Source organism: Streptomyces sp. NPDC006739 (genome assembly GCF_042869815.1).
In the GTDB taxonomy this organism is placed as follows: domain Bacteria; phylum Actinomycetota; class Actinomycetes; order Streptomycetales; family Streptomycetaceae; genus Streptomyces.
The window spans coordinates 1-18,778 of the sequence record NZ_JBIAGM010000057.1 but is presented as its reverse complement, the minus strand read 5'-3'; the positions used below and the strand labels follow the sequence as shown (position 1 = coordinate 18,778).

24 protein-coding genes are annotated in these 18,778 nt (G+C 69.3%); 22 read left to right on the top strand and 2 right to left on the bottom strand.

Features of this window, described 5'->3' with window-relative positions; genetic code table 11:
• Positions 1-873: 873 nt before the first annotated feature.
• The 6 genes from ACFYMM_RS43270 (at position 874) to ACFYMM_RS43245 (ending at position 5,626) form a co-directional block, all read left to right on the top strand.
• Positions 874-1,245 carry a hypothetical protein gene (locus ACFYMM_RS43270; protein ID WP_388398112.1) on the top strand — a complete coding sequence of 124 codons (372 nt, stop codon included), beginning with the start codon at positions 874-876 and terminating at the stop codon, positions 1,243-1,245.
• Positions 1,246-1,312: 67 nt separating this feature from the next.
• Positions 1,313-1,876, top strand: coding sequence for a hypothetical protein (locus tag ACFYMM_RS43265; RefSeq protein WP_388398110.1), 564 nt, complete (start codon positions 1,313-1,315; stop codon positions 1,874-1,876).
• A gap of 117 nt (positions 1,877-1,993) precedes the next feature.
• Positions 1,994-3,166 (top strand): DUF932 domain-containing protein, encoded by a 1,173-nt coding sequence (locus ACFYMM_RS43260; RefSeq protein ID WP_388398108.1) that lies wholly within the window; start codon positions 1,994-1,996, stop codon positions 3,164-3,166.
• A gap of 266 nt (positions 3,167-3,432) precedes the next feature.
• Positions 3,433-3,912 carry a hypothetical protein gene (locus ACFYMM_RS43255; RefSeq protein WP_388398107.1) on the top strand — a complete coding sequence of 160 codons (480 nt, stop codon included), beginning with the start codon at positions 3,433-3,435 and terminating at the stop codon, positions 3,910-3,912.
• 36 nt (positions 3,913-3,948) lie between these two features.
• Positions 3,949-4,155 (top strand): hypothetical protein, encoded by a 207-nt coding sequence (locus ACFYMM_RS43250; protein WP_388398105.1) that lies wholly within the window; start codon positions 3,949-3,951, stop codon positions 4,153-4,155.
• A 265-nt stretch (positions 4,156-4,420) separates the two neighbouring features.
• On the top strand, positions 4,421-5,626 hold the full coding sequence (locus tag ACFYMM_RS43245) for an IS110 family transposase (RefSeq protein WP_388398103.1): 1,206 nt from the start codon (positions 4,421-4,423) through the stop codon (positions 5,624-5,626).
• On the opposite strand, the gene ACFYMM_RS43240 is transcribed toward ACFYMM_RS43245, so the two are convergent.
• Positions 5,619-6,104, bottom strand: coding sequence for a hypothetical protein (locus ACFYMM_RS43240; protein WP_388398100.1), 486 nt, complete (start codon positions 6,102-6,104; stop codon positions 5,619-5,621). The two genes, ACFYMM_RS43245 and ACFYMM_RS43240, sit on opposite strands and share 8 nt — an antisense overlap.
• 206 nt (positions 6,105-6,310) lie before the next feature.
• Here ACFYMM_RS43240 and ACFYMM_RS43235 point away from each other — a divergent pair, with 206 nt between their 5' ends.
• The 3 genes from ACFYMM_RS43235 (at position 6,311) to ACFYMM_RS43225 (ending at position 8,684) form a co-directional block, all read left to right on the top strand.
• The gene (locus tag ACFYMM_RS43235; protein WP_388398099.1) at positions 6,311-7,120 is read left to right on the top strand and encodes a hypothetical protein; all 810 of its coding nucleotides are present in this window, start codon (positions 6,311-6,313) and stop codon (positions 7,118-7,120) included.
• Positions 7,121-7,314: 194 nt separating this feature from the next.
• A complete protein-coding gene (locus ACFYMM_RS43230) occupies positions 7,315-8,499 on the top strand; it encodes a hypothetical protein (RefSeq protein ID WP_388398097.1) in 1,185 nt (394 codons plus the stop codon).
• Positions 8,472-8,684 carry a cold-shock protein gene (locus ACFYMM_RS43225; RefSeq protein WP_388398095.1) on the top strand — a complete coding sequence of 71 codons (213 nt, stop codon included), beginning with the start codon at positions 8,472-8,474 and terminating at the stop codon, positions 8,682-8,684. The genes ACFYMM_RS43230 and ACFYMM_RS43225 overlap by 28 nt, the downstream gene beginning before the upstream one ends.
• A 359-nt stretch (positions 8,685-9,043) precedes the next feature.
• On the opposite strand, the gene ACFYMM_RS43220 is transcribed toward ACFYMM_RS43225, so the two are convergent.
• Positions 9,044-9,499: a Ku protein gene (locus ACFYMM_RS43220; protein WP_388398092.1), complete on the bottom strand. Its 456-nt coding sequence runs from the start codon at positions 9,497-9,499 to the stop codon at positions 9,044-9,046.
• 101 nt (positions 9,500-9,600) lie between these two features.
• Here ACFYMM_RS43220 and ACFYMM_RS43215 point away from each other — a divergent pair, with 101 nt between their 5' ends.
• The 13 genes from ACFYMM_RS43215 to ACFYMM_RS43155 all read left to right on the top strand — a co-directional run bounded on the left by ACFYMM_RS43215 (position 9,601) and on the right by ACFYMM_RS43155 (position 18,681).
• Positions 9,601-9,945, top strand: coding sequence for a hypothetical protein (locus tag ACFYMM_RS43215; RefSeq protein WP_388398089.1), 345 nt, complete (start codon positions 9,601-9,603; stop codon positions 9,943-9,945).
• Positions 9,946-10,245: 300 nt separating this feature from the next.
• A complete protein-coding gene (locus ACFYMM_RS43210; protein WP_388398114.1) occupies positions 10,246-11,115 on the top strand; it encodes a hypothetical protein in 870 nt (289 codons plus the stop codon).
• Between the two features lie 378 nt (positions 11,116-11,493).
• The gene (locus ACFYMM_RS43205; protein WP_388398086.1) at positions 11,494-11,982 is read left to right on the top strand and encodes a hypothetical protein; all 489 of its coding nucleotides are present in this window, start codon (positions 11,494-11,496) and stop codon (positions 11,980-11,982) included.
• 169 nt (positions 11,983-12,151) lie between these two features.
• On the top strand, positions 12,152-12,496 hold the full coding sequence (locus ACFYMM_RS43200; RefSeq protein WP_388398084.1) for a hypothetical protein: 345 nt from the start codon (positions 12,152-12,154) through the stop codon (positions 12,494-12,496).
• 330 nt (positions 12,497-12,826) lie between these two features.
• Positions 12,827-13,321 (top strand): hypothetical protein, encoded by a 495-nt coding sequence (locus ACFYMM_RS43195; RefSeq protein WP_388398081.1) that lies wholly within the window; start codon positions 12,827-12,829, stop codon positions 13,319-13,321.
• A 117-nt stretch (positions 13,322-13,438) separates the two neighbouring features.
• On the top strand, positions 13,439-13,765 hold the full coding sequence (locus ACFYMM_RS43190) for a hypothetical protein (RefSeq protein ID WP_388398079.1): 327 nt from the start codon (positions 13,439-13,441) through the stop codon (positions 13,763-13,765).
• 182 nt (positions 13,766-13,947) lie between these two features.
• Positions 13,948-15,420: a ParB/RepB/Spo0J family partition protein gene (locus ACFYMM_RS43185; RefSeq protein WP_388398076.1), complete on the top strand. Its 1,473-nt coding sequence runs from the start codon at positions 13,948-13,950 to the stop codon at positions 15,418-15,420.
• 79 nt (positions 15,421-15,499) lie between these two features.
• Positions 15,500-15,874 carry a hypothetical protein gene (locus tag ACFYMM_RS43180; RefSeq protein ID WP_388398073.1) on the top strand — a complete coding sequence of 125 codons (375 nt, stop codon included), beginning with the start codon at positions 15,500-15,502 and terminating at the stop codon, positions 15,872-15,874.
• Positions 15,875-15,975: 101 nt separating this feature from the next.
• Complete coding sequence (locus tag ACFYMM_RS43175; RefSeq protein ID WP_388398071.1) at positions 15,976-16,308, top strand: hypothetical protein; 333 nt, start codon at positions 15,976-15,978, stop codon at positions 16,306-16,308.
• A gap of 162 nt (positions 16,309-16,470) precedes the next feature.
• Positions 16,471-16,851: a hypothetical protein gene (locus ACFYMM_RS43170; RefSeq protein ID WP_388398069.1), complete on the top strand. Its 381-nt coding sequence runs from the start codon at positions 16,471-16,473 to the stop codon at positions 16,849-16,851.
• A gap of 63 nt (positions 16,852-16,914) precedes the next feature.
• On the top strand, positions 16,915-17,481 hold the full coding sequence (locus ACFYMM_RS43165) for a cell envelope biogenesis protein OmpA (protein ID WP_388398067.1): 567 nt from the start codon (positions 16,915-16,917) through the stop codon (positions 17,479-17,481).
• 76 nt (positions 17,482-17,557) lie between these two features.
• Entirely contained in the window at positions 17,558-18,370 is an 813-nt protein-coding gene (locus ACFYMM_RS43160) for a hypothetical protein (protein WP_388398064.1), read from the top strand.
• Between the two features lie 44 nt (positions 18,371-18,414).
• A complete protein-coding gene (locus ACFYMM_RS43155) occupies positions 18,415-18,681 on the top strand; it encodes a single-stranded DNA-binding protein (protein ID WP_388398061.1) in 267 nt (88 codons plus the stop codon).
• The last annotated feature ends 97 nt before the right edge of the window (positions 18,682-18,778 follow it).

Below are 18,778 nucleotides of genomic sequence, written 5' to 3'. Positions count from 1 at the left end.
CACGCTCCGCGTGAGCGCTGGAGGGTTGCTGCGCAACCCGCACAACCAGACTGCTGCGCAGTCTGGTTGACGGTCCGTACGCTGCGCTCCCGGACCGGCGGGACTATGTCCCGCTGCCAGGCTTCCGCTTCGCTCCAGCCTGACATGCGGCCCGCATTCGCGGGCCGGGCTGGCTGCGCGGGTAGGGGGTGCTCGTTCGTGCGGGTTCTAGCGTAACGCGTGCATCAGGTTGATGCAGCATGTGACGTTGGTGGAAACGCGGGACACCCCCCAACCATCCAGGCGGCACACGCCTTTTGGGAAAGCATCAAATGAGGTATTTCGGTCCATCAATTCACGCGCGGGCGGGTTGGGCTGCCTCCGGTAGAGCGGGTGCCTGAGGGCGGGATGGAGGAGGGAGACGGAGGACGGAAGGGAGGGGAGAAGGACTGCAAGGCGAGGGACGGGCCCCTTGGCTCTGTCTTGCCCCTGTCCCGCCCTCCGGGGCCGGACATGCCCCTACACCACCCACGGTGCGGCGGCGCAGCCGACGCGCAGCACACCGCCAAGCCGCCCTGATCCCCGAAGCTCGCCACCCCACCATCCACCCGCCCCCGTTCCTCACTCATCCTTCAACCGGCGCGGGAAAGTGGCAGCAGAGGGGATGTCAGCAGGCGTACCAGGTTCGATTATTGATGTGACCTGCGGTGATACGGAGGCCGACCACGAGGCCCCGCAACATCTAGCGCAACCTCTATCGCAACGCCTTGGCGCAACATCCAGCGCAACCCGTGGCGCAACAGGGGTTCCATTCGGACGACAGAGACACTATTATTTGAAGTCCTGGGGGAGGCGACCCCCAGGAACCGCAAGGGACCAACGAAGGGGAAGAACGTGGAACTCCAGATCACTGACGGGATCGTGCGTGGGGTGCCCGGCGCAGACGCGCCCATGACCGAGCTTGCGATTCGGGCCCGCACGATCGCGAACCTGCTGCCTCTGCTGTGCGCGCGGGCAGGGGCGAGGATCGTTCACAACTCCGACCGGAATTACACCGGAATTCGGTTCGAGACCAAGGCCGCCGGTCCGGTCGTCCTGGAAATGCCGATGGGCGATGAGCCTTACCGTCTCGTTCAGGAGTTCATCGATCCGGACAAGTCAGGGCGCATGGAAGTTGAGTTGCGTCGGTTCCCGCAGATCTACAAGCCCCACGGAATCGCGTACATCACGGCCGATTTCCTCCGGTCGAACGGTTTCCTGAAGTAATCCGCACGGGGGCACACCGGTTGGGGTGCCCCCTCCCCCGGCATCGCTGAAAGGAGAGAGGGACGCTATGGAGAACACGCGAATTCCGGAGCAGGCCCAGGAAGCGGGAGCACCCATCACGGACGCCGAGAAGGAGCAGGCCCGTTACGCGCTGCATGAGTTGGCCCGCAGCGAGCGGGACCCGGACGCCCTGAGGGTGTCTCTTGAACAGCTGGACGTGGTCCGGTCCTTCTTCGAGTTGGGTTGGGCCATGGGGGTGCGCACGGGCCACACCAGCCCGGCCATGGCCGATGTGCCGGTCGACCGGTTGACGGTTGACTACGCGTTCGTGAACCTGCTGTTGGCCGAGCGGGTGGCGAATCCGCTTGCGCTCACGGTGGCACGCATCCTTGACCCGCAGGACTCCGGGCCGATGCTGTGGCAGAAGGTCAGGTATCACGGCAGCCTGACACGGCGTCACGGCATCTACTGGGTGCAGGCGATCAAGGCGCAGGCCGGACCGGTCGGAGCGGCTCACAGCGTCCGCTACGACCTGTGCGAGGTGAGCGGTGGCGTTCCGGTGACCGCCGTCACGGACGTACGGCGACAGAGTCTTACGTCGCTTCCCGAGTTCCGCGCGCCGATGGTCTAAGTGTGCTGGTCAGGGGTGGGTTTGCTCACCTCTAAAACACACTATTATTGAAGTTGTTCGGGGGGTGGTGGCTCCGCCCCCCGAACCGCAGAGACCAACAGCGAAGGGGAAAACCGCATGACTCAGCAGTTCGCCGAGCGCGCTACGAACGTCGCCCCCACCGGCGCCCGCAACGCCGACCTGTCCGACCTGTTCCGCATCCTGGAGGACGGACAGCGCCGGAAGCTGGACGTCATCGCCCCCGCGTCCGCCCTGCGGATGCGGGAGGGAAACGTGCACGTCGAAGGAGTCGAATCCCAAATCACCGAGGACGGTGTGACGGACGTCGACGGCATCTACCGGCCGACCGCCGTTGCCGACGAGGGGATCTCTGACAAGCTGCGCATCCCGCTGGCCTACCTGCGCCGCATGCGCGCGGAAAACGTCCCGCTGCTGGACGAGAACGTCAACGCGTGGCTCCGTGAGGGTCCCGAGCGCCGTTTCATGCTCCGCGCGTTCCGGAGCGAGAACGGCCCCGGCATGCCCGGTGAGGGCGTGGCCCGCGCGCTGCTGTCCGACAGCTACAAGCTGATGGACAACCTCGACATGCTGCTGGCCGCGCTCGACGGGGTGCAGAAGTCCGGCCACCCCACTCGCATCACGGGATGCGACCTCACCGACCGGCGCATGTACGTGCGCGTCGAGTCCGAAGCAGTCGCGATCCAGGCCCGCAACCTGCTGCGCGGCTACCGCTCCCCGTTCGACGGCCGCAGCGGTGACGAACTCCCGATGATCTCCGCCGGGTTCGTCATCACCAACAGCGAAGTTGGAGCCGGGGCGTACACCATCACCCCGCGCGCGGTCATCCAGGTATGCCGCAACGGCCTGACCCAGACCAAGGACGTCATGCGTGCCGTGCACCTCGGAGGCAAGCAGGACGAGGGCGTTGTGAACTGGTCCGGCCAGACCCAGCGCAAGACGCTGGAGCTGATCACCTCCAAGACGACCGACGCCGTGCGCACGTTCCTGTCACGGGAGTACGTCGAGGCCAAGGTGTACGAGATGGAGGCCGCCGCCGGGAAAACGCTGAACGAGCCGACGAAGACCATCGAGCACGTCACCAAGTCGCTCAGCATCGGCACCGAGATGAAGGACCGCATCCTGTCCCACTTCATCCGGGGCGGGCAGATGACGGCCGGGGGCGTGATGCAGGCTGTCACGTCGACCGCGCAGACCCTCACCGATGCTGACCAGGCCGCCGCCCTGGAAGCGCTCGCGGTTCCCGCCCTCACAGCCGCCGCGCACGGCTGACAGACCCCCGTGCGGGCCGGGCGACTCCCCCAAGCCCGGCCCGCACGGGCCCGCACGGGCCCGCACGACCTAGAGCGCGGAGCGCGCGCCCCGGCCCCGCAGGGAGCGCGGAGCGCGCCCGCCCGGCCCTGCCGCGTAGCGGCAGCGCGACGCGCCAGCGGAGCAGACCGCGCACCAACAAGACATCTGTGTCCAGGGGCGCAGCGCGGCCGGCCTTTCGGCGCCCACCGCCCACCGCCCACCGCCCCGCCTCGCAAGGAGTCCTCATGCCTGCACGTCCGGAGCTCGGAGACGACGCCATCGCGGCCGCCATGAGCCGAACCCTGACCGCCCTTTCCGCCGTGTTCCAGGCACTCGGAGACGGTGAGCACACGCTGAACCTCGTGGCTCAGCGGACCGATGACGCGTTCGTGACGGGCCGAACCGATCTCTCGATCGGTATGGAGCCGCTCCGCCTGGCCGTCCTGGACGAAGAGGAGTTCTGCGCCCTGCGCATGCTGCTGGTGTTCGCGCTGGAGGGCAGCACCATGCGCAGCGCCGTCCTGATAGCCACCACGGCCGCCGAGCCCGACCCCCGCGCGTGCGGCTGGTCTGTGCGTGACGGATGGCTGCACCCCGTGGACGCGGCCGAACTCCAGGAGGCCGTCACTCCCTGCTCGGACGTCGCCGCCGTACAGCGCGAGGTCTACCCGGCCCCTGTCCTGGTCCAGCTCCCCGACTCCGAGTTGGAGGACCCACATGCCTGAACTGCACCGCGCCCACGGGACCGCCGGGGAGCGTTCATGAACGACAAGCCCGCCGTCACCCCGGACGGCTACTGCACCAACACCGAGCCGGTTCCCGGCACGACCAAACGGGTCAACGGCCACGCACTTGGCGGGAAGTTCGTCAAGATGCACGGCCGCCGCTACGCGGACTGCCCCTGCGGCCGCCGCCCCAGCCTGAGCGAACGGGACAACCTCCGTCGGCACAAGCCGCCGGAGGAGTAGCCCCGCAGACGCCGTCCACGCCCCCCCCCGTTACCGTTTTCGTGGCTCCGCAACGGGGCCTCCGGCCTTCGGGTCCGGCATGACTTCCCCCCCTTGTTGTTCATGATCCGGGGGGTGGTGTCACCGGGCCCGGAAGCATCGACGGACCGCTGATGAGGGGCTTGAGCACCGGCTTCACCCGAGCCGGAAGAGTTCTCCGTAACGTGGATGTGGCAGCTCGGTGCCCTGGTAAGACCGGACGAAAGCGTGATGGAGGGGCCTGCACGTGATCGACACCGGCGACATCGACGTCTACCTCGGCCTGGACGTCGGCAAGGGCGAACACCACCCCACCGCCGTTACCTCGGCCGGGAAGAAGGCCTTCGACAAGCGCCTGCCCAACACCGAGCCCAAACTCCGCGAGCTCTTCGCGAAACTCCAGGCCAAGCACGGAACAGTGCTGGTCGTGGTCGACCAGCCGGCCTCGATCGGCGCCCTGCCGCTGGCGGTCGCAAGGGACATGGGCTGCTCAGTCGCCTACCTGCCCGGATTAACGATGCGGCGGATCGCCGACCTCTACCCGGGCGAGGCCAAGACCGACGCCAGGGACGCGTTCATCATCGCGGACGCTGCCCGCGCGATGCCCCACACGCTGCGGGCGGTCGACGGCGAGGACGAGACGATCGCGGAGCTCGAGATGATCGTCGGCTTTGACGACGACCTGGCCGGCGAGGCCACCAGGGTCGCCAACCGGCTGCACGGTCTACTGACCCAGATCCATCCGTCGCTGGAACGGGTCCTGGGGCCGCGGCTGCAGCACCCTGCCGTCCTGGCCCTGCTGGAACGGTTCGGGTCACCAGCCCAGATTCGCAAGGCCGGCCGCCGACGGCTGGTCACCCTGCTGCGGCCGAAGGCGCCGAGGATGGCCGAGCGTCTGGTCGAGGAGATCTTCGCCGCGTTGGACGAGCAGACCGTCACCGTTCCGGGAACCGAAGCGGCAGCACTGATCGTCCCGAGCCTGGCCGCCTCACTGAAGGCCGTCCTTGACCAGCGCAAATTGCTGGCCACTCGGATCGAGGAACTCCTGGACGCCCACCCTCTTTCGAAGGTCCTGACGTCGATGCCGGGAGTCGGCGTCAGGACCGGAGCCCGCATCCTGATCGAGGTCGGCGACGGCAGCACCTTCCCGACCGCCGGCCACCTCGCCGCCTACGCCGGGCTCGCCCCGGCGACCCGCAGTTCGGGCTCCTCGATCCGCGGCGAACAGCCATCCAGGAGAGGAAACAAGCAGCTTAAACGGGCCTTCTTCCTCTCCGCGTTCGCCGCCCTGGGCGACCCGGCATCGCGGGCCTACTACGACAAGAAGATCGCCCAGGGCAAGCACCACACCCAAGCCCTGCTCTGCCTCGCCAGACGCCGGGCCGACGTGCTGTTCGCAATGCTCCGCGACGGCACCTTCTACGAACCGCAGCCGTCGGCCGCAGTCACCTGACCTGCGGGTCTGCGAGGAGAACGACTCGATCGGCCTCGACATCGAAGCCGAGCACCGGATGGCCGTAGTCGCCTTCCGGGTCCATCAGCACAGGCTTGCCCAGCCGCCGCCCGATCTCCCGGAGGAAGCCGCAGAACACATCGAGTCGACCCTGACCCTGCAACTCCCGCAGGTCGACGTCGAAGTCGACTTCATCATCAGCATGAAAACGGAAGATCGCCAACACATCGGCAGTCGGCCAGACCCGCAGGTCCGGGCACTCTGCATCCGCCGGGCGGGACAGCACGGCCTCCGCCCGAGGCACCGGAAGCACCGTCTCACCCTCGGAGTACTGGCACTTCCAGCCCTTCTCCGCGACAAGATCGAGGACCGCCTGCCAGTCCTCAACCGAGGCATTCGGGACACGCACGTCCGGCAACGACCCCATCAAGTCCGGATCGAAGAAGGAACTCACGTCATCCCACAGCAGATCAGCCACGCCGCCATGCTGCCCGGCTCGCCGACCCAACGCACCCCCGTTTCCCTTGACCAAAGAGATAGGGGCACCCCCCCGGTACGGAGCGTGGACGACTGCACCGGCCAGCGCGCCACTGGCCGACGCCGCCCCGCGCCCGCACCCTCCCCTTCGGCGAGCGCGGGGCGCAGGCCCCGCACCACCCAGTCGAGCCCCGAGGAGCCCAGCCCATGACCAGCCCGACCCTGACCATCGACACGCCCGCCGGCCCCGTGCGCGCCACCGCCGGCCCCCGCGAGGCCGACGCCGTGGTGTTCGAGCTGGGCGGGGCGATGCGCGGCAGCGTGCACGTCACCGGCACCACCGACCCCCATCACTGGGACCAGTTCACCGCCATCCGCGCCTGTCTCGGGCCGGTCAACTCCTTCAAGACCACCGCCCCCGCCGAGGACCTCCCGCGGCTCGCCCGCAGCCGCACCGGCTACCGGGGCAGCCTCACCCTCTACCGCTACGCCGACCGCCCCGCAGAGTCGGTGTATCCGATGAGTTCCGCCACTGATCACCCGCCGTCGGAGAGGACGGCTTCGGTACTCACCGCCGTACTGCGCGGGTGCGCCGAGTACGTCGAGCGTAGCGCCGACCTGCCCGCGATCCTGGAGGATTCCCGGCAGCGCGACACCCCCGGCCTGCTGCGCTTCCTCACCTGGTCCGCCTCCTACCACCAGGCCGAGGCCGCCCGCCTGGAACGCGAAGCCCGTACCGCGGTCCCCGCGCTCAAATCCGCCGAGGCCGCATGGCGGACCGCCGCACACTGGCTTGCCTTCTCCCCCCACCCGGTCCTGCTGCTGATGCTGGCCGACCGCCCCGGCTCGCTGACCCAGGAGATCCGGGGGTTGCGGTGGCGGGCCCCCTATTGCGCCGATGCGGCCACCGAGGAGCACGAGCGCGCCCGCCGCGCCCAGGCGGAAGCCGACTCCCTGCGTGCCCAGCAGCGCAGGCGCCCACGGGGCCGACGCCCGGCCCTGGTCAGCACCCCCTGACCGCCAGAGGAAGGCGCAGGTCGGGAGTGGGTTCACACCACTCCATATGACACTATTATTAGAAGTGTGAGAGGGGGTGCCACGGATCGCCCGGCCTCCTCTCGCACCCGACACCGACTGACTGATCGTTTCAAAATGGTCGGCGGTCACATAGCGGCCTACGGCCTCCAGCGTGTTGGTGGCAGAATGCCGGGGTGGAGTCGATCTTGCGCGCCGCTGGTGAACTGTTGGATGTCGAGTTGTCCGGCCCGGTTGACCTGGGTGGCAGTTCGCGTAGCACCGTATTGCGTTGCGAATCGGCTGCCGGCGGCAGTGTGATCGTCAAGGCGTTCAGCAGTGAGCCGGAGTCCCTGCGCTGTTTCACGGCGGAGGCCGCAGGGCTGTCTCTTGGGATCGCCGGTCCCGAACTTCTGGGTGTGGACCCCGAGGTTCCCTTGCTGGTCATGGCGGATCTTGGGAACGCGCCTACTCTGGCGGACATTCTGCTCGGGAGCGATCCGACGGTCGCGGAAAGCGGGTTGTTCGCCTGGGCTCGCGTGCTCGGGCGGCTGGCTGCCGAATCTGTGCACCGGCGTGCCGATCTCGCGCGGCTGTGGTCCCGGTACGACAAGGGCATGCCGTCCTGGGGGGACGAGCCATGGATCGCGCAGCGGGTCGCTGATCTGCCCGCGCTGCTCGACGGCGCCGGAATCGCGGTTCCGGCGGGCCTTGCCGAGGAGTTGGCCCGGATCGGGACAGCGGGTGGGGAGGAGTATCCGGCCTTCACCCCGGGTGACACCTGCCCCGACAACAACCTGCTCACCCCCGAGGGGCTGCGACTGATCGATTTCGAGGCGGCCTGCTACCAGTCGGTGTTCCTGACGGCCGCGTATTGCCGGATGCCGTTCTCTAGTTGCTGGTGCGTCTTCACCCTGCCGGCCGGGACGGCAGCGGAGATCGAGCAGGCGTATCGCGCGGAGGTCGTCGGCGTGTACCCGGCACTGGCCGAGGACGAGGTGTGGCAGGCGGGCATGCGGCAGGCTGTAGCGGTGTGGACGGTGGACGCGACGGTGCGGCTGCTGCCCCGCGCGGTGGAGGACGCGCCACTGCACCCCACCAGGCGTCCGGTCCCGACCAGGCGCCAAGTACTGAGGTATCGCTGGGAGATGGCGAGCACGCTGGAGGAGTTCCCGGCGTTCGCGGAGACGATGCGGTTGCTGTTGCGTGAGGTCGCCGGAGGCTGGGACGTGGCCCCGCTGCCGGGGTATCCGGCTTTCGGAAACCGAGGGGCGGGTCGGTCGTTTCGGGCACCGGTCGATGTAACGACTGCTGGCGCACGTGCAGCCCGAGCATGTGATTCGAGGGAGTGGATATGGCGGAGCGGCAGTCCGGCACCGTGAAGTGGTTCAGTGACGAGAAGGGGTTCGGCTTCATCACCCCCGAAAGCGGTCCGGACCTCTTCGTGCACTTCAGGGCGATCCAGGGGAGCGGTTTCAAGGGGCTCAAGGAAGGAGAGAAGGTGACCTTCGTCGCGGTGCATGGCCAGAAGGGTATGCAGGCGGACGAGGTCATCGCGGAAGGCTGAGACCCTGATCAGGGAAGCGTCTGCTACTGGCCCGGAGCTGAATCCGTTGCCGGGCCGCGCATCAGCAGACGATGTTGCCGCAGGAGCCAGTCTCTGCGGGTAGAACCGGATGGCCGTCAAACTCTCCTGACAACCGGCCACGATCCGCTGCCAGAGGTCAACGTGCCCGTCCTTCACCGCTGGCGAAGATTCTGGAAGGGCACTTCCCGCCGGAGCTGCCCGGCCCCGACCACACCACTGGGTAGCCCCGACCACGGCTCCCACCACCTCGGCGCACGGCCCGACCACGGAGCCGACCATGCTGCCGTGCGCCCCGTCCACGGCACGTCAGCGCCTCGTCGCGGCCGCCTCCGCCGGTGCTACACGCCGTCCGTGTCGTCCTCGGCGCGCGATGCTCGGGCCTTGTCCACGGACTCCTGCAGCACGGCCATCAGGTCCACCAGCTGTCCCGGCCGGGGAGCCGGCTCGGGCGCCTTTGGCAGGCGGTGGCCTTCCTGCTTGGCCTCGATCACCTCCTGCAGTGCCTCGGTGTAGTGGTCGGTGAACTCGGGGCCGGTGAGGTCGTCGCGGGTCATGGCCTCGATCAACGCTATGGCCTGGTTGATCTCGTCTTCGTCCAGCTGGACTGGCGCAGGCACCACGGCGGCGGGGTCGCGGATTTCGTCCGGCCAGAGCAGACCGTGCAAAGCAATCACCTCTCCCCGGACCCGCAGCAGACCGAGCCGCTCACGGCCATGCCACGCGTACCGCACGACGGCGACCCGCGAGGCCCGCGCCAGGGCGTGGCGAAGTACCAGGTACGGCTTGGCGGCCACCCGCCTTGCGGCTGGAGGTAGTAGCCGGGGCCGATGCGGAGCGGGTCGACGGCGGAGGCCAGAGCCCGTCGATCAGGGTCACAGCGATCAGTGCCCGTCATGTGGCACGCGAGATCACCCGGCGGCTCTACCCGCTGCACGCCGAGGCCGCCGCGCTGGCCGCCCAACTCACCACCCAGCAGCAGGCGGAGACCAGCGCCCGCGCCGCAGTCGCCGAAGCCGTGGCCGGCGCGCTCCCCGGCGCCCGCATCGAGGAGCAGTACCGGCGTACACGGATCATCTGGCAGCACGATGCCCGCCCGTCCGGACAGCAGGGCCCCGTCCAAGTGGACAGCGTGTACGTCATCGTCGGCGCCTCCGGCGAGTCGGTGACCGTCGAAACGTCCGGCCGCCCTGACCGGGTGATCCCCATGCTGGCTGCGTTCGTCCAACCCACACAGGAGTGAACGGCCAGGTCAAGGGCGGGTTCCCACCTCCCCGAAGGACACTATTATTGAATATGTGAGGCAGGGGGTGCACCGTCCCCCAGGAACGGCCTCCCGCCTCCGCCGAACGCCCCGACGACCAGCCAGCGCGAGCGGACCGCTCCTGCCATACGGCCCGGGCGGGGCGGACCCCCTCAACTCGCCTACGAGAAGGGCGCGCACATGACCTCCACACCTCAGCCCCCCGAGTGCCGCCAGGACGCGTCCGGCGCCGAACGATCACACACGGAAGGAGACGCGGCGCGTACCGACCTCCAGACGATGCGCTGCCTCTTGCGCCGCGAAATCTCCGGCTCCATCGGCCTGCTCACCGATGAGCACGACTTCCGCGCCATGCGGCACTACGGCAGCTTCGCCTTCGATGACTACGCGACCTACCTGACAGGGGTTGAAGGCCTTCTCAGGGCCCGCGCCTCGCAGGGCACCCCCACCATGCTCGCTCTCTTCGACCCCGAGGAGTACGCCGGCTTCTGCACCGACGCCGGCCTCGACCCTGACAGCGCGTCCAGCCGTGCCCGCTTCACCGCCGAACTCGCCAGGCGGGGGCCGGCCCTCCCGTACGACGGCCAGCCCCTGGCCGACCTGATCCCAGCCCTGGTCGACAAAGCGGTCCGCCAGGCCACCTGGGAGTACGGCACCACGCTTCTGGCCCGGCTCGGGGCCTGCGCCTCCTGCGGCGAGGACATCGGCCGAACGGCCTTCACTCAGGCATCGGGCCTGCTGGCGCGCATCCTCGACACAGCCCGGCCGGGCAAGCGGCATCTCGTCTGCAGCGTCTCAGCCGCGCCCGAAACCCTGGTCGCCGTCCTCCACGCGGACACGGACTCAGACGGCGCGTGCCAGCTCGACGAGGCCGAAGCCCTCGAATTCACTACCGTTCTGGCCGTGGGCCTCGCGACCCGGAGCCCCGGCGGGCTGGTCATACGGAGCTCCACCCCGAGCGCCCCGGACCGGGTATACGGGTGGCGTCTGCGTCAGGGTGATCCGGAACCTCTCACCGCAGGCGAGGTCTTCGACGCCTACTGCACGGACATCGACACCGGAGACCTCCTCTCGCCGGAACCCGACGTCGACTACTGCGTTCCGCCGGACCTCGGACCGGACGCCACACTGTCGGCCCACCGACACTGACAGGCCTTGACAACCTTGCAAACCAGCAGGTCAAAGGGGAGTTCACGGATACTTAACTCACACTATTATAGATAGTGAATCCGGGACCGCCGCCTCGCCGTCGCCCCGACCATCGGGGCGACGGCGCACCCTTCCCCCGAATCCAGTTCTCAGGAGCTCTCGTGCACGGGAACCCGATGCCGGTCATCGACTGGAACAGCAACAAGGCCTATCAGTGCCCGCAGTGCCACCACGACACGGTCGCAAGCCCCTCCCGGTGGGAGGTATACACCTGCTGCAACTGCGCCACGCTTCGCCCGCTTCCCCCGCTTCCCCCGCCTACAGCGCTTCCTGCGCCATGTCGGCGTTACCTGCGAGTTCTGCACGGAGCGCCACCCCGTGACGGTCGACGGCGAGTCCTTCGGGTTCCTGCGCCGCCGCCACAACGGCATCGGGATGTACACGGAGCACCAGTTCGAGGCATGGCTGTACGACACGGACGGGTTCGCCGACCACCGCGACGGTGTGCGCTACCGCAGCACCCGCGCCAGCCGCGCGGAGGCGATGGCCGACCTCGCCCACTGGCACAGCATGTTCGGCCCCGTCAGGGACGACCTGAGCCCCGTGCTCGCCGTCGTCACCGACGAGCAGTTCGACAAGTACGGACCGGACGTGGCCGGCGAGCAGCGCGACGCGTTCCTCGACGGCACGCTGGAGGCCTACGGCGTGGGCGTCCTGCGCGCTTTCGTCCCTCCGCACCCCCGGCGCGGGCAGTTCCACGTCGACACCGCCACCTTCACCTGGGGCCTGATCGCGCCGTCGGGCATGGAAGGCATCTACACCAGCGCGGCACCGAAGTCCCTGGCTGCGTACGCCCCGCAGTTCTGACCTTCCGTGCGCGGACGCGCACGCCTCCCCGTTTGTGCAGGCCAGGGGTGGGTTCACACCCTTCCAATTTACACTATTATTAGTAGTGAGCCGGGGAGGTGCCGTCCCCTCCCCCACTTCGTCCGCCCGATGACGGCCCCCTTCCCCCCTTCCAGCCCCAGGAGTTGCCATGCTTCGATCGCTGCGCCGCGCCCTGCGACCCGTGCGTGTCCGCATTTCCGCCCGCCGGTTCGCTGCTGGGATCGCGGAACTGCCGCCCACCGCGCGCGAAGCGCTCGGCATCGACGTCACGGCCGGGGAGGCCATCGCCTATAACCGCGTCCGTGTCGCCACCGCGACCGCCGTCGCCCTCTACCGCAGCGGATACACGCTGCCGATGACCGACGACGACCTGGACGACGCGGTGCTCGCCCTCGACTTCCCCTGCTCGGTCCCGAGCGCGGAGACCCGCGCGTCCATCCGTGCCGCGCTCGCCGTCCTGGACGCCGACTACACCGTCACCCTCACCCGCTGACCAGCCGGCCGCCCCGGACGCGGGCCGCCCCGACCAGGGCGGCCCGCACGGAAGGAGCCCGGTGTTCCTCGTCGTACCCAAGTAGCGCGTGCGCGCGGGCAGCAGCTCCAGGGCGGGTCGGGGGCGTTCAAGGCGGGCGAGATTGGCGGCCGGGAACGACTCGTCACCGGCTAACCGAAGCGCTCCAGCGGATCGCCGCCCTTGACCCGCCCGCGCACGCGGACGTCCTGCGCGTCCATCTACCGACCTCCCGCGTCACGCGCGTGAAGCCCTGACCGCCCCCATACCTGCGGGCGCCCCGCTACAGCGGTGCCCGCGCGGAGGTGCACCGTGCCCGTTCCGATCCTCTGCCACGTCTGCCACGACGGCCGTTACCGGCCCGAGGGGCCGGGGACCTACCGCTGCCGCTCCTGCGGCAGTCCGGCGACGGAGTCGACGTTCCCCGTCCAGAGCGACGAACGACTCATCGTGCACGCAGGGGTACTCCAGATCCTCACCGTCCCGGAGGGCCACCAGGTGATCACCCCCGACCGGCGCTGCCAGGCCCCGCACCTTGGAGCCAGCCTGAGCCTCGCCCTGCGGGTCAGCCGGACACACCCGGTGTTCCGGCAGGCCGGGGACGTCAGCACCGCCGAAGAGTTGCTGTCCCTCCTGGACGCCGACGAGCGGGGTCCTTGGGTGCTGTCTCCCGCGCAGTTGCGGGTCCTCACCCGGGCCATGGACGTCCGCAACGCGCTGCTGCCGTCGTCGGCCCGGCAGCACCCGGACTTCGACGCCGACATCCGGGCCGCCCACGCGCGCAGCCGGCACCCGCGCGCCACGTGAGCACACCGCCTTCCCGACCGACCCCACCGCACCCATCCGCAATCCGCCGGCCCCGCCCGGCCGGCACTGCCCGCCCGCCGATTCCGGCCTCTGGGCCAGGGAGGTAGAACCATGGCCGTGTCCCACTCTGTGTACGCCGTCTACGGCATCGTGGTCGCGCCGCCCCGGCAGTGGGGAGCGCTGGCCGAGGCGCTGGAAGCCCAGGCACACCGCTCTACCGGCGGGAACGCTGCCGAGGTCCGCGTGCAGTTGTTCACGGTCGGCGACAGCGAGCACATCATTCTCGGGGCGAGCTACGAGCGGTTGGAGCCCAACACGTACCGGGCATTGCCCTTCCTGCCGGTCGGCGGCCAGTGGGACGGCCCCCTGCTTGAGTACGTGAGGAGCCTGGGGCTCACGGTCCGGTCCGGTCCGTGCTGGCTTGTCGTGCATGACCTGAGCTGAGATCCCGTTCGCCGCCCGTGCGACCGTCGGCGAGACGGCACAGGCAACCCCACAAGGCACGTTTGCGCAGTTCAGAGGGTATCTAGCCTTCACATCAAAAGACACTCATATTGTATTTAAAGCGAGGGGGCGACACCCCAACCGCGCCATTTCGCCGAACAGGCGAGGAGAAGGAGAGCGCCATGGCCACCGCCGTCTCGACCCAGCCCACCGAACCGGCCACGCACGAGGAGGAGAACGCGCCGCAGATCGTCCTGCTCGACCCGGCGCTCGTGGTGCGTGACGAGTGCAACGCCCGCGAGGAGGACACCGAACCGGACGAGGACCTGATCAACTCCGTCAAGGAGATCGGTGTCGAGGAGAGCATCAGTGTCCGGCCCCGGCCCGACGGCACCTACGGCGCGTTCAAGGGCTGGCGGCGTGCGCAGGCGCAGCAGATCGCCAACGCCACCGCCGAGCAGGACGGCCGCCCGGTGCGCAGGATCAAGGCGCATGTGCGGGAGGACCTGGTCGGCCGCGACGGCTGGACCCGGTTCCTGTCGCTGGTCGAGAACAAGCACCGCGAGGGGATGAGCGAGCGCGACATCCTGAAGTCGCAGGAGCTGTCCCTGATCGACATGAGTGACATCGAGCGGCGTCAGGCCAGCAAGGCTCTCGGTGTCGGCCGCAACGCCGTCAAGCAGGCCAAGGCGGCGCAGAAGCTGGACGACGCCACCCTTCGCCGGGCGTCGGCCGGGGGCATGGACCTGGAGCAGACCGCCCAGCTCGCCGAGGTCGAGAGCGTGCCCGGTGCGGAGCGTCGTCTGCTGCGCGCGCTGGCACGCGAACAGGAGGAGGGCAGCGGCGGGCGCGGCCACTGGGACCAGGAGTTTGCGCTGCTCAAGGCGGAGCAGGACGATGCCGCCGCCCGCATCAAGGCCGTGGAGGACCTCAAGGCGGCGGACATCCCGCTGCTGCGGCAGCCGGGGTGGGGGCAGAAGGACCCGTCCAGGCCCCTGGCCGAGCTGACCAGCGGGCTGGGCAATCCGCTCACCGAGGACAACCACAAGAACTGCCCCGGGCACAGCGCCCGGCTCGACGACGAGCACCAGCCCGTGTGGCACTGCGCCGACCCGGCCGCGCACGGCCACAAGGTCCGCCCCCAGCCGAAGAAGCCCAGGACGGAGGAGGACGAGCAAAGGGCCGAGGAGCGGCGCAAGGTCATCGCCTGCAACCGGGCCTGGAAGGCCGCCGCCGGTCCCCGTCAGGACTTCGTCGCCCGGCTGGTGCGCCAGAAGACCCTGCCGGATGCGGCCCGCGTGTTCGCGCAGGAGGTCGTGCTTACCCTCCCGTACTTCTACAGCTCCTGGGCCGACAAGCACGAGTCCGAGACCGTCGCCCGCTTCCTGGGCATCAAGGAGCCCGAGAACGCGGACCTGACCGAGACAGCGGTGCAGCTGCCCAAGGCGCGCGTCGTGAACGCGCTGTTCGCGCACGTCGCCGCTGCCTGCGAGTACGACATCCGCGAGCCCAAGACGTGGTCGAACCTCTACGCGCGGCAGGCCCGTTACCTGCTGCTCCTCGAAGCGCTCGGCCAGGACGACAACGGCAGCTACCAACTGTCCGAGGTCGAGGACCAGGCGGTCGCCCGCCACCGGCCTGACCCGGCCGCCTGACCGCACCTCCCGCGAGCCCCGGCCGGGCACGCCCGTGCCCGGCCGGTTCCTCCACCGCGTCACAGAGAGGCGAACCAGCATGACCGTCACCATGGATGAGGTCCTCAACTTCATCGGCCAGCTGCAGGACGCGGCCCAGGTCGCGAAGGTCCAGGAGGCCTCCGCACGGCGGCTCAGCGTCATCGACAAGGAAGCGCTCGCGGGCATCGTGGCCGGACGCCGGGCCCGCATCAACGACACCCTGCGCCCGGCTCTGCTGCGCGGCCTCACCGGCACCGTGCAGGAGCGCAACCGCACCGGCACCCGCGCGGGCTTCCTGCTGGACGAGGAGTCCACCCGCATCCTGCGCCGCGACCCGCGCAACAAGTACCGCATCCCCGAGGACATGAAGCGCTTCCGGCTCCCGGGCAACGGCATCCCCGTCGCCTGCCTGGACGAGATCGAGGACAACTGACCGGGCCGGACGGCGCCGCCCCGGCAGTGGGGCGGCGCCCGCCATCTGCCCATCCACCCGGCCGGGCCCTCCGCGGCCCGGCCCGTACGTGAAAGGCTGTCATGACCGACCAGCAGTCGCCGTCCCCCGACCCGCACGGCGAAGCCCCGGACCGCCCCCTGACCCTCGCCGTGCTCCGTCGCCTGGTCCGCGCGGACTGGAGCCGACTGCCTGGGGACACGCTCGTCGTGCTGTCCCGCGACGCCGAGGGCAACCTCTTCTCCCCGTTCTCCACCTACAGCCTGTCCCGGTACGCACCGATCCACAGCGACCTCGTCGGCGACGTCTTCCCGCTGGCCGAAGAGCTGGAGAAGGACCAGGAACTGCGCGAGCTGTACGGGGACGGTATCCCCGGCGCCGCCGTCCCCGCGCTGGTGCTCTACCCGCTCGGCTGATCGAACGCCTGCGGTCGGGGCGACTCTCGTCAGCAGCCCCGCCCGCAGGCCGCCAACTCACTCTTGACCCCGTGGCCGTTCCTGGCCCGGCTCTCACGAAAGCAACGTGTCACCGCCATGTCCGCCCCAGCACAAGCCCCCACGGAAGGACCGCAGGCCCCGGTGCTGGTCATCAGCGACAGCACCCACGACGATCCGGTCGGCCTGCGGACTTGCCCGGTCCCCCGCCTGCACCTGCCATCGCCGTTGTTCAGCGCCGAGGAATACCAGCGTGCCCCGCTCGTGCTCCTGGACGACCGCAGCTACACCGGCTTCACGCTCCGCCACGTGCCGCCCCGCCCGGGCCTGATCGTCGTCCTGGTCGGCCCCGACGACACCACCATCTACCCCCGCGCCGCCGCCATCGGCGCCGAGGCCGCCATCCGGGCCGGAGACAACCTCAGCTGGCTGCACCTGCGCCTGCACGACGCCACCGACTGCCGTTACGCCCACTGGGAGGCGCTCCTGGCCGGCGGCCCCGCCGACCCACCGGCCAGCAGTTGACGCCCTGCGGCCCGGGCGCCCTCGCGCCCCGCCGCGCATTCCCGCGATCCGAAAGAACTGACCATGCACGCGATCCCCCAACGCTGTGCCCACCGGCCGCTGGCGGGCGGGCTGGTGGTGCCGTACGTGACGCTGATCCACGACGGCCATGCGGCTTTCGGTGTCCTCGACGCCGACAAGGCCCACGCCGCCTTCCGGCGGCGCCTGTGCCAGATCTGCGAACAGCCGCTGGACGAGCGGTGCTTCCTGCTGGTGCGCCCGGCTGATGTCGTCGAAGGCTGCTCCCCGGAACCGGCGCTGCACCCCGAGTGCCTGCCGTACACCGCCGCGCACTGCCCGATGCTGAACGGCACTCGCACGCACTACCGCCGCAGCCCGGTGCTGGCCAGCCACCCCGCCGGACGGCCCTGCTCCGATCCGTCCTGCCTGTGCCTGTCCCGCACCACGGACGAGGGGCACGCCGCCCGCAGCGGCAGCCCCGCCGACCGGTACGAGGCCTGGATGATCCACACCCGGAACTACCAGCTGGTCTCGCTGCCCGACCGGCCCGATGTGCCCTCCGGTATCAGCCTCGACGTGCCCGTCCTGCGTAAACGCGTCCTGCGCACCGCGCCCCTCTCCCCCGCCTAGCACCACCTGATGGACCTGTTCAACACCCTCATGGACGGGTCCTGACCGCCCCCGACCCTCTGCGAAGGAGAATGCCATGCCGATCAAACTGGACCCGGCCACGCCCGAAGGTGAGGCCATCCTCGACCTGGCCGACCTGATGGACGGCCTCGAAGAAGCGGCCGGCGAATGGCCGGGAGCAGACACCGTCGACATCCTCAGCGGGTGGCTGAGCCGCTTCAGCTTTGCCGTCTCAGAGGACCTCGCCTTGCAGGTGACCGGTCGGGCGTGGGTGCTGCGCCAGTGGGACCGGCACGGCGATGATGTGACGCTCTTCGCCGATGAGGCCTCCGCGATGGCCTCGCTGGCGCAGCACGTGCGCAGTTCCTGGGACAACGTGGCGGGCGACGAAGGTGTCCCGTACCGTCCTCCCACCGATGACCGGACGGCCGTGGGCCTCTACTACGGCCCGGACAAGCACCGCGGCGACGAGGGCTACACGCTGTACGCCGACGGCATCTCCCGCCAGGTGCGTGCTCCGCTCAGCCTGAGCCTCTCGGACGCCGAGGCCTGCGCGGCGGCGAACAGCTCGGCGGTCTTCCACCCGCAGGAGAGCCCCGACGATGAGGGCCTGCCCTGCATCGAGCTCGCGGGCATCCTCGTGTTCGTCTACCTTGACGCCGACCATGGTGGCGTACGGGTCTCCGTTCATCTGGACACCGCCGACGAGCAGTTGGTCCGGGCTGATGGCACGGTTCCGATGCAGGTGGAGATCGAGACGGCCACGGTCTTCGACAACCTCACCCCGACGCCGGCCTTGGCGGAGCTGAGCGGCTGGAAGGCCTGGATCCGTCGGCTCGCCCGCCGCACCGCGCTCTCCGGCGGCGGGCAGTGCCGACAGGGGGGTTGACCCTCCCCGCGTAGACACTATTATTTGAAATAAGAGGTGTTCATATGGCTCTGTCCGTCACGCACGTGACCGGCACCATCACCGGCGACGTGGAAGTCCGATTCACCCAAGACGGCACCGCCGTCTGCCGGTTCCGTCTCACCGAGACCCCCACGCAGTGGGATACCGCCGCACAGAAGTGGCGTGACCTGGAGCCGATCCCCTACATCTGCACCGCCTGGCGGGACCTGGCCAGCAACGCCACCGAATCCCTCGTCGACGGGGTCAACGTCCTGGTCAAGGGGCGCATCACCGCGATCAAGGACGACTGAACCGCCCCGGTTCGAATGGAGACTCGATTTCATGAAAGGATCGAGTCATGGCACGACCTTCCCGTTACCCGCTTGAGCTCCGCCGCCGTGCGGTGCG

Coding starts and splice junctions, on each gene's coding strand:
- ACFYMM_RS43180 (WP_388398073.1), top strand. CDS start 15,500: ATGACCGTCACCATGGATGAGGTCCTCAACTTCATCGGCCAGCTGCAG.
- ACFYMM_RS43250 (WP_388398105.1), top strand. CDS start 3,949: ATGAACGACAAGCCCGCCGTCACCCCGGACGGCTACTGCACCAACACC.
- ACFYMM_RS43265 (WP_388398110.1), top strand. CDS start 1,313: ATGGAGAACACGCGAATTCCGGAGCAGGCCCAGGAAGCGGGAGCACCC.
- ACFYMM_RS43155 (WP_388398061.1), top strand. CDS start 18,415: ATGGCTCTGTCCGTCACGCACGTGACCGGCACCATCACCGGCGACGTG.
- ACFYMM_RS43225 (WP_388398095.1), top strand. CDS start 8,472: ATGGCGGAGCGGCAGTCCGGCACCGTGAAGTGGTTCAGTGACGAGAAG.
- ACFYMM_RS43175 (WP_388398071.1), top strand. CDS start 15,976: ATGACCGACCAGCAGTCGCCGTCCCCCGACCCGCACGGCGAAGCCCCG.
- ACFYMM_RS43235 (WP_388398099.1), top strand. CDS start 6,311: ATGACCAGCCCGACCCTGACCATCGACACGCCCGCCGGCCCCGTGCGC.
- ACFYMM_RS43260 (WP_388398108.1), top strand. CDS start 1,994: ATGACTCAGCAGTTCGCCGAGCGCGCTACGAACGTCGCCCCCACCGGC.
- ACFYMM_RS43160 (WP_388398064.1), top strand. CDS start 17,558: ATGCCGATCAAACTGGACCCGGCCACGCCCGAAGGTGAGGCCATCCTC.
- ACFYMM_RS43210 (WP_388398114.1), top strand. CDS start 10,246: ATGCGCTGCCTCTTGCGCCGCGAAATCTCCGGCTCCATCGGCCTGCTC.
- ACFYMM_RS43255 (WP_388398107.1), top strand. CDS start 3,433: ATGCCTGCACGTCCGGAGCTCGGAGACGACGCCATCGCGGCCGCCATG.
- ACFYMM_RS43185 (WP_388398076.1), top strand. CDS start 13,948: ATGGCCACCGCCGTCTCGACCCAGCCCACCGAACCGGCCACGCACGAG.
- ACFYMM_RS43200 (WP_388398084.1), top strand. CDS start 12,152: ATGCTTCGATCGCTGCGCCGCGCCCTGCGACCCGTGCGTGTCCGCATT.
- ACFYMM_RS43165 (WP_388398067.1), top strand. CDS start 16,915: ATGCACGCGATCCCCCAACGCTGTGCCCACCGGCCGCTGGCGGGCGGG.